7 protein-coding genes and 1 pseudogene are annotated in these 8,619 nt (G+C 70.7%); 3 read left to right on the top strand and 5 right to left on the bottom strand.

Annotation, left to right across the window (positions count from 1 at the left end; genetic code table 11):
* Positions 1-208 precede the first annotated feature (208 nt).
* A complete protein-coding gene (mglA, locus tag D7X55_RS30315; RefSeq protein ID WP_014394794.1) occupies positions 209-796 on the bottom strand; it encodes a gliding-motility regulator Ras-like GTPase MglA in 588 nt (195 codons plus the stop codon).
* An 11-nt stretch (positions 797-807) separates the two neighbouring features.
* Positions 808-1,287 (bottom strand): gliding-motility regulator GTPase-activating protein MglB, encoded by a 480-nt coding sequence (gene mglB, locus D7X55_RS30310; RefSeq protein WP_002637270.1) that lies wholly within the window; start codon positions 1,285-1,287, stop codon positions 808-810.
* Positions 1,288-1,510: 223 nt separating this feature from the next.
* Here mglB and D7X55_RS30305 point away from each other — a divergent pair, with 223 nt between their 5' ends.
* Genes D7X55_RS30305 through D7X55_RS30295 form a run of 3 tightly spaced genes read left to right on the top strand, consistent with a single transcriptional unit; the run spans position 1,511 to position 6,884 of the window.
* A complete protein-coding gene (locus D7X55_RS30305) occupies positions 1,511-3,076 on the top strand; it encodes a carboxypeptidase regulatory-like domain-containing protein (protein ID WP_233610159.1) in 1,566 nt (521 codons plus the stop codon).
* 28 nt (positions 3,077-3,104) lie between these two features.
* Positions 3,105-5,066 (top strand): hypothetical protein, encoded by a 1,962-nt coding sequence (locus D7X55_RS30300; protein ID WP_121724883.1) that lies wholly within the window; start codon positions 3,105-3,107, stop codon positions 5,064-5,066.
* Between the two features lie 3 nt (positions 5,067-5,069).
* Entirely contained in the window at positions 5,070-6,884 is a 1,815-nt protein-coding gene (locus tag D7X55_RS30295) for a protein kinase domain-containing protein (protein ID WP_121724882.1), read from the top strand.
* 9 nt (positions 6,885-6,893) lie between these two features.
* On the opposite strand, the gene recR is transcribed toward D7X55_RS30295, so the two are convergent.
* The 3 genes and pseudogenes from recR to D7X55_RS30280 all read right to left on the bottom strand — a co-directional run.
* The gene (gene recR, locus D7X55_RS30290; RefSeq protein ID WP_120551981.1) at positions 6,894-7,487 is read right to left on the bottom strand and encodes a recombination mediator RecR; all 594 of its coding nucleotides are present in this window, start codon (positions 7,485-7,487) and stop codon (positions 6,894-6,896) included.
* A 6-nt stretch (positions 7,488-7,493) separates the two neighbouring features.
* Positions 7,494-7,811, bottom strand: a complete 318-nt coding sequence (locus tag D7X55_RS30285; RefSeq protein ID WP_120551982.1) for a YbaB/EbfC family nucleoid-associated protein — start codon at positions 7,809-7,811, stop codon at positions 7,494-7,496.
* A 98-nt stretch (positions 7,812-7,909) separates the two neighbouring features.
* Positions 7,910-8,619 (bottom strand): annotated as a pseudogene (locus tag D7X55_RS30280) (DNA polymerase III subunit gamma/tau); the annotation flags it as partial.

The following is an 8,619-nucleotide window of genomic DNA, read 5'->3' as shown; positions in this document are numbered from 1 at the left end:
GGGATGCAGGGGAGGGGGACGCACCTTGCGCGAACACCGGCCCCGAAAGGCCAGCGCTCAGGAGCGCGAGGAGACGAAAGGTGGCGGTTGTGACGCGCACGGTACGACCTCGGAAGGCGGCTCTGCCCGACGGCACGAGGTCATACCACCCTTTGTGGAGGGCTGCCCGGTAGGGGATGACCCGCCGGGCAGGACAGCAGGCGGAGGGTCAGCCCCCCTTGCGCAGCTCGGTGAGGACCAGCTTGGCCACGGCCTTGAGCGTGTCGAACACACCCACGCCCGTGGGGGCCACGGCCTGGTACTCCGGGATGTTCCGCGGGTTGAGCGCCTTGCGCATCTCCTCCACGGTCACCGCGTTGGGCAGGTCGCGCTTGTTGTACTGCACGACGTACGGAATCTTGTTCAGGTCGTAGCCCTGCTCGGCCAGGTTGATGCGCAGGTTCTCCAACGACTCCATGTTGGCTTCCATGCGTTCAATCTGGCTGTCCGCGACGAACACCACGCCGTCCACGCCCTTGAGGATGAGCTTGCGGCTGGCGTCGTAGAACACCTGACCCGGCACCGTGTAGAGGTGGAAGCGCGTCTTGAAGCCGCGGATCTCACCCAGCGACAGCGGCAGGAAGTCGAAGAAGAGCGTGCGGTCCGTCTCCGTGGAGAGGGAGATGAGCTTGCCCTTCGTGTCCGCCGCGGTCTTGTTGTAGATGTACTGAAGGTTGGTCGTCTTCCCGCAGAGTCCCGGCCCGTAATAGACAATCTTGCAGTTGATTTCGCGGGATGAGTAATTGATGAAGGACATGGCTTCCCGGGTTACTCGCTGAAGAGGTTGTCGATATCGTCGTCGGAGATCTCGGCGAACGGCGAACCGGCTCCGGGGCTGTCGGTCTTCTTCACGAGGCTTTCGAAGATCTTCGTCAGCTCGTCGCTGGCCTTCTTGATGCGCAGGCGCACCAGGCCCAGGCTCGTGCGGTTGTCGAAGATGACGACCAGCACCACGCGGCTGCCCACGATGGTCATGTAGAGGCTGTCCTTCGCCCCTTCATGGAACTGGTTGGGGAACTCGTTCTCCCCGATCAGCTTCGCGAGCCCGCCCATGGCGGCCACGTTGCCGGCCGTCAGCGACGCGAGCGACGTGGTGTCGATGTTCTGCGTCTGGCCGGCCGAGGAGATGAGCTGGCCGTTCTTGTCGACGAGGAAGACCACCTTCGCGTTCGCGTCCTTGGTGAGCCGGTCGCAAACGGCGTTGATCTTGGTGAACTCCTCTTCGTACATCACCAGTTGCGTGCCCATGGGCGTATGCGCTCCTCAGCGTTCGCTCGCCCCGCGCACGGCGGCGCTCCGATGTTTCTGGAGTGAATCCCGGAGGTTAGACGAGGCGCTACCGACCGCCGTCATGCTTAGCAAAGCAGTTCCACTCCAGCAAGAAGCCAGCCGTGATCCGCGCCGCTTCTTGGAGGAATCACGGCTTCGCGGGTTGGGACACCTGCCCACCTTCTCTATACTCTCCCGGGCCTTGCGCCGCCCGAGCCCCCTCACCGACATCCTCCCGCGCCTCGCCGTCCTCGCCCTGGCGCTCGCCTGCGCGGGGGCCGCTCGTGCGCAGGCCCCGGAGTCCGAGCGCGCCTCGCTGCGTCTTCGCTATGGCCTGTCCTCGCGTCAGGGTGAGCAGGTGGATGTAGGGCCCGGGCTCACCTATTCCGGGCTGACGCCGAACGACGTGGCGCTGACGTTGATGGGCTGGGCGGGCGCGTACCTGGGCGGCCAGGTGGATCTGCAGCGCGAGGCCTTCGAGCTGCGGGACGCCTCGTCGCGCGTGACGGGTGGAAGCCTGGTGCGCGGCTCGGTGGGGCCGCGCGGGCGGCTGTCGCTGGGGCCGGTGCGGCTGGAGCTGGGCGCGGGGTACGGCTTCGCGCAGCTGCCGCTGTTCGGCGGGTTCACCTACGCGCCGGTGTTGCAGCGGGGCGTGCGGCACGCGGCGCTGTTCTCCGGGCGGGTGGTGGTGGCGCTTCCGGCGGAGCTTCAGCTGGAGGCGCGCGGCGAGGTGCCGCTGACGCTGTCCGCGCACGCGGCGGACGGGCTGAAGGCGTCGTCGTCCGGCTACGTGGTGGGCGCGGCGCTGTCGTATCCGGTGGTGCGCCGGGACGGCTGGACGGGGCGGTTGCTGCTGGACGTGCAGCAGGCGCACGACACGATGGAGCTGGAGGCCAGCGGCCTGCGCTCCGAGCAGCGGATGCGCCGGATGGGCCTGGGCTTCGAGGTGGCGCTGGCGGGCGTGGGCCGGGCGTCGCGGCCCGTGGATGGCCCGCGCCAGGCGTTCGTCGCGCTGAGCGTCGTGGACGCGGAGACGGGCGCCCCGCTGCCGGGCGCGCACGTGCGCGTGCCTTCGTTGAAGACGCCCGGCACGGACGAGGAGTTGGTCGCGGACGCGCAGGGACAGCTGCGGGTCCTGCTCCCTGAAGGCTCGCAGTCCGCGCAGGCGAGCGTGGAGGGCTACGAGGACGCGACCGCGGTCGCCACCGTCACCGGTGCCGAGGAGAGCGCGCCCGTGCAGCTGCGCCTGCGCAAGAAGGCGCCGGCCACGGGCTCGCTCAAGGTGAAGGTGGTGCAGGGCAAGAGCGGCGTCCCCGTTCCCGACGTGAAGGTCGTTTGGGGCACCGCGCTGCTGCGCACGAACATGGTGGGCGAGGTGCTGCTGGAAGGGCTCGCGCCGGGACCGGTGGCCATTGCCATGTCCGCGCCGGGCTTCCGCGCCACGGAAGAGGCGGCGGTGGTGGTGGCGGGGCAGACGTCGGAGCTGGTGGTGGTGCTGTCGCAGGAGCGCAAGGGCGAGCAGGCCACGCTGGTGGGCCAGGTGCGCAGCGCTCGCAACGGCAAGCCGCTGGTGGCGACGGTGACGATTCCGCAGGCCAAGGTGCGCACGCGCACGGACAAGAGCGGCACCTTCACCGCGCGCGTCCGGGGCGGCACGTACCGCATCACCCTGTCCGCACCCGGGCACCGGACCCAGACGAAGGTGGTCACCGTGCGCGAGGGCGAGCAGGCGATTCTCAACGTGGATCTGTTCCCGAGGGGCCGGTGAATCGCGCCCGTCCGTCGTCGAGGTTTCAGTGAGTCCTGTCCGCATCCTGGCGCTGTCGCTGCTCGTCCTCCTCTCCGGCTGCTCGGGGTGTGAACGCGAGGAGGCGGCGAAACCTCCGCCAGCGGTGGTGGAGGTGGACGCGGGCGTGGTCGTTCCCATTGGCCGCCTGGAAGGGCTGTCCGGCGACGTGCGCCTGGAGCGCGGCGGCAAGGTGGGCCCGGCCGTCGAAGGCCCGCTGCTCGCGGGCGACGCGGTGGAGACGGGTGAGAGCGGATCCGCGACGGTGCGCTTCCCGGGTGACCGGACGGTGGAGGTGGGCAGCGAGGGCCGGTTCGCGCTGGGCTCGGACGCGACGGGCGTGGTGATGAAGGTGGAGCGCGGCATCGTGCTGTCGCGCGTGCCCGCGAAGGCGGACGGCGCGGGCTCCAAGGTGACGTTGAACATCCTCACCCCGTTCGGCCTCACGCGCGTGGGGCCGGAGCCGTCCGAGGTGAAGGTCGCGGTGGCGGAGGACTCGGCGCGCGTGGAGGTGAAGCTGGGCGCCATCGAGCTGGTCTCCAAGGACGGCAAGACGCTGCGCGCGGCGCAGGGCGACGCGGTGGACCTGAGCCGCGAGCGCGCCCAGGTGACGTCCGCCCCGCGCGTCGTGGAGCTGGCGCCCATCCCGGTGACGGTGCGCGCGACGTCGGGTGTCGCGGAGGTGAAGGGGAAGGACTCGGGCCGCTGGCGCAAGGTGCGCCGCGAGGGCGAGGTGCTGGCCTTCGGCGACGGCGTACGGACGAAGGGCGGCGAGGCGGTGCTGTCGCTCAAGGACAGCGGCACGGTGCTGACCCTGGCCCCGGGCGCGGAGGCGGTGCTGGAGAGCGCGGGACAGCAGGGCACCATCGACGAGGCGCGGGTGAACCTGCTCCAGGGCCTGTTGGCCGTGCAGCTCGCCATGGGGCGCGAGAGCCGCGTGGTGCTGCCGGGGATGACGGTGGAGTCCGGCAGTGGCGCGCGATTGGAGATCCGCCGCACCGGCGCCGTCATGCAGGTGGCCGCGCACACGGGCGACGTGACGCTGCGGCGGGGCGAGGCGCGGCAGGAGCTGCGCGCCGGTGAGCGCGCCACCGTGGGCTCGGACGGCAACGCGAAGGTGGAGCCGCTGGAGGCGGCGGTGGTGGCGGTGCGCCCGGGCGAAGGCACGGAGGTCTTCCACCGGGGTCTTCAGGAGGTGGCGCTCACCTGGGACGGCGAGGGTGACGCGGTGGTGGAGGCGGCGCAGGACGCGGCCTTCAAGCGCCCGGTGCTCTGGGGCCGCGTGCACCGTCCTTCCGTCAACGTGTCCGCGCTGGCCCGGGGCACGCTGTATTGGCGGGTGCGCAAGGACGACGGCACGAAGGTGGCGGCCGGCAGCGTCCACTTCGCTCCGGAGTCCCCGACCAGCTCGCTCGCGCGCGTGCGCAACGTGGTGCCGGAGGGGCCGGAGAAGACGACCATCTTCTACCAGGACAAGCCCCCCGCGGTGACGTTCACCTACGGCGAGGAACCGCAGGCCCGTACCTATCGCGTGGCGGTGTACAAGGCGGGCTCGCTGGCGACGCCGGTGGTGCAGCGCACGGTGTCGGAGACGCGCGCGGCGCTGGAGGCGGGGCAGCTGGGAGAGGGCAGCTACCTGTGGTCCGTCACGCCGCTGTCGCAGGCGGGGGCGGCCCTCAAGGGGGGACGGATGAACAAGCTGGAGCTCGTCTACGACAACTCGGTGGTGGGGCTGGTGGTGGACAGCCCGCGCCAGGGTGGGCCGGCGGCGGAGAAGGTGCGGGCCTCGGGCGTGGCGCCGGTGAATGCCCGCCTGTCCATCAACGGACGGGACGTGCCCTTGGACGCCAAGCACCGCTTCGATACGTGGGTGCCCCCCATGGGAATGCCCCCCCTGCTGGTGTTTAAGATGACGCGCCCTGGTGCCCCGGACGTACTCACGGTGCGCACCCTGAAAGCGCGAGGACCTTGAGGGATGGCACAGCCCAACGTTCCCATTCCGGATCCCGCCGGCGCCTCCACCGCCACGCTGCTGCAGCCCTACGGACAGTACGTCCTCGTGCGCAAGCTGGCCGAGGGCGGCATGGCGGAGATCTTCCTCGCCAAGCTGCTGGGCGCGGACGGCTTCGAGCGCAACGTGGTGCTCAAGCGGATGCTGCCGTCGCTGTCCGCCATCCCGGACTTCGTGGAGATGTTCCGCGACGAGGCGCGGCTCGCCGCGAAGCTGTCGCATCCGCACATCGTGCAGATCCACGAGCTGGGCTTCATCGACGGCTGCTACTACATCTGCATGGAGTACCTCGCGGGCGAGGACTTCTCCACGACGCTGCGGCTCGCGGGCCGGCGCCGGCAGTACGTGCCGCTGCCGGTGGTGATGCGGGTGCTCATCGACGCGGCGCGAGGCCTGCACTTCGCGCACACCTTCACCAACGAGCAGGGCCAGCCGCTGCACGTGGTGCACCGGGACGTGTCCCCGTCCAACCTGTACGTGACGTACCAGGGCCAGGTGAAGGTGCTGGACTTCGGCATCGCCAAGGCCGAGTCGCGCCTGGTCCAGACGCGCACGGGCGTGGTGAAGGGCAAGTACATCTACATGGCGCCGGAGCAGGCGCAGGGCAAGGAGGTCGACCCGCGCGCGGACGTCTTCTCCCTGGGTGTCAGCCTCTACGAGGCCGTCACGCACGTGCGGCCCTTCTCCCGCGAGAACGACCTGGCGGTGCTCAACGCGCTGTTGCAGGGCGAGTTCGAGAAGCCGCGCGCGCTGAGGCCGGACCTGCCGGAGGGCCTGGAGGCCATCATCCTCAAGGCCATGGCCATCAAGCCGGAGGACCGGTACGCGAGCGCGGAGGACTTCGCGGAAGCGCTGGAGACCTTCGCGGCGGGGTTCCAGGGCGGGGCCGCGAACGCTCCGGCGCTGGGCACGTTCCTGCGCAACCACTTCGGCGAGGAGCGCGTCACGGAGAAGACGCGCATCCCCACGATGGCCACGCTCACGGCCGCGCGCCCGATGGATCCGGAGTTCGCGGCGGTCGCACAGCCCGCCGGGGGACTGGCCACGACCTCCTACGGGCCGCAGGTGTCCCGCCCCAGCGGCACGGGCGTGAGGGCGCTGACCGCGCAGAACAAGGCGTTGCCCGTGCCGGAGGTCGTGCCGGGCGCTCCGGTGGCGAAGCCCGCGTCCCGGCGTTGGATTGCCGGAGTGGTGGGGGGCATGGCGCTGATGGCCGCCGGAGTGGCGTTCGTCGTCGCGCGGCCCGGTGGTGCCGGAACGAACGTCGCGCCGCGGCCGGCCCCCGCGCCCGTGGTGGCCGCGCCGCAGCCGGCTCCTGCCGTGCAGGCCCCGAAGCCCGAGAGTCCTCCCCCCGCGAACGTGCCGGACGGCACGCCGGGCGGTGAGTCGGTGGCGGCGTCCGTCACGGATTCACGTCCCGTGGACGACGGCGCGGAGGTGGAGGACACGCGCGGCCGCAAGCCGGGGAAGAAGCCGGCTGCGAAGGAGCCCGTGTCGCTGGGCATCGACGACATCCAGCGCGTGGTGTCCGGCGGCCGCTCGAAAATCACGGGCTGCTTCGAGCGCTACAAGTCCGACCTGCCGGCGGCTTCCGGCGAGGTGCAGGTGGAGCTCACCATCGTGTCCTCCGGCAAGGTGCGCGCGGGCACGCGCGGGCCGCTGGCGTCCACGGCGGTGGGGCGCTGCCTGGAGGCGCAGGCCCAGAGCCTGCGCTTCCCGGCGCACCGCGACCAGGAGGTCACGGTGTTGATGCCGTTCTCGTGGAAGGTGACGCAGTAGCCCGCGCCGTCACAGGTCGCGGCGGGCGGACAGCGCCTTGGCCAGCGTGGCCTGGTCCGCGAACTCCAGGTCGCCGCCCATGGGCAGGCCCTGCGCGATGCGCGTCACCCGCAGGCCCATGGGCTTGAGCAGGCGCGTGAGGTAGAGCGCGGTGGCCTCGCCCTCGATGTCCGGGTTGGTGGCGAGGATGATCTCCTCCACCCGGCTGTCGTTGAGGCGCTGGAGCAGCTCCTTGATGCGCAGCTGCTCCGGGCCCACGCCTTCCAGCGGTGACAGCACGCCGTGCAGCACGTGGTAGCGGCCCTTGAACTCGCGGGTGCGCTCCAGCGCCATCAGGTCGGAGTAGGTCTCCACCACGCACAGGGCGCGCTCGTCGCGGCGGTTGTCGCGACAGAAGCCGCACAGCTCCGAGTCGGTGAGGGAGAAACAGCGCACGCACAGGTGCACCTTCTCCTTCACCTCGCGGATGGCCTGCGAGAGGTCGACGGCGAACTCGCCCGGCGCCCGCAGGATGTGGAACGCGAGGCGCTGGGCGGTCTTCTCACCAATGCCCGGCAGCTTCGCGAGCTGGGCGACCAGGCGGTTCAGCGGATCGGGAGTCATCCGTCGTTAATTAATGCCGGGGATCTTCACGCCGCCGGAGATCTTCGCCAGCTCCGCGTTCATGTGCTGACGGCTGTTCGCCAGGGCAGCGTTCACGGCGGCGGTGATGAGGTCCTCGAGCATCCCCGGGTCGTTGGGGTCGATGGCGCTCTTGTCGATCTTGATGCTGCGGATCTCCTGCACGCAGTTGGCGACGACCGTCACGCGGCCCTCGCCGGACTTCGCCTCGACGGTCTCTTCCGCCAGCTGCTTCTTCCGCTCTTCGATCTTCTCGGTGAGCTTGTTCGCCTGCCGGATGAAGTAGTTCAGGTCGATGCCGGGCATGTGCTTCCTCGGTCCCCGGTCGTGGGAGCGCGGGCCGGCATGGCGCCGCTCGGAGCAGGGACGTGGTCCGCGCACCCTAGCGGGGCCCGGCGGCGTTGTCAGTCGTCAGGAGCGGCCGGGACGTCCGGGAGGTTGGCCGGTGGCCGCTCGGGCTCGTAGACCTGGATGTGCTCGATTTCGCCGCCCAGCATCTTGAGGATGGCCCGCACGGACGCGTGGGAGCGCACCTTGCCCTCGGTGGTCTTCTCGTGGGTGTTGCGGGTCTGGGTGTCCACCTCGGAGAGGCTCAGCCCCATTCCGCCCGGGAGGGCTTCCTGGGTCTGGGGCACGTCCACGATGGTGAGCTTCACGGCCTTGCCGAAGTGCGAGGCCAGCGCCGCGTCCACGGTGGCCTTGCCCACGGGGGCGGCCACGGCGGCCTTGTGGAAGGCGGCGGAGGGCGGATAGCCCAGGACGATTTCACCCGCCCGCATGGACTGGAGGCGGCCGTTGGCGAGCGCCGTGCCGTGGCGCACGGACGCGGCCTTCACGGTCTCCACGGCGGCGCGCCAGCGCTCGGGCAGGGGGCGGTTGGGGTTGTCGCGGCTGGTGGCGACGGGCGCCATCGCGGGCGGCGGCTCGGGTTCCGGCGGCTCCGGTTCCGGGGCGGCGGGCTGCGCGACGGGGATGCACTCGCCGGACGCACAGCCTTCGGCGGAGCCCTCTTCCGGGAACATGCGCTCGTCCGCTTCCTCGTCGCCGTGGGGCGGAGGTTCGGGCGGAGCCACCGGTTCGGGCTTGCGCATGTTGGTGATGCGCACGGTGGGAG

This window comes from Corallococcus sp. AB049A, assembly GCF_003668885.1.
GTDB lineage: Bacteria > Myxococcota > Myxococcia > Myxococcales > Myxococcaceae > Corallococcus > Corallococcus interemptor.
Note: the sequence above shows the minus strand (reverse complement) of the source record. Positions and strands in the feature narration are given on the sequence as shown.

Coding starts and splice junctions, on each gene's coding strand:
- mglB (WP_002637270.1), bottom strand. CDS start 1,287: ATGGGCACGCAACTGGTGATGTACGAAGAGGAGTTCACCAAGATCAAC.
- D7X55_RS30285 (WP_120551982.1), bottom strand. CDS start 7,811: ATGCCCGGCATCGACCTGAACTACTTCATCCGGCAGGCGAACAAGCTC.
- D7X55_RS30295 (WP_121724882.1), top strand. CDS start 5,070: ATGGCACAGCCCAACGTTCCCATTCCGGATCCCGCCGGCGCCTCCACC.
- recR (WP_120551981.1), bottom strand. CDS start 7,487: ATGACTCCCGATCCGCTGAACCGCCTGGTCGCCCAGCTCGCGAAGCTG.
- mglA (WP_014394794.1), bottom strand. CDS start 796: ATGTCCTTCATCAATTACTCATCCCGCGAAATCAACTGCAAGATTGTC.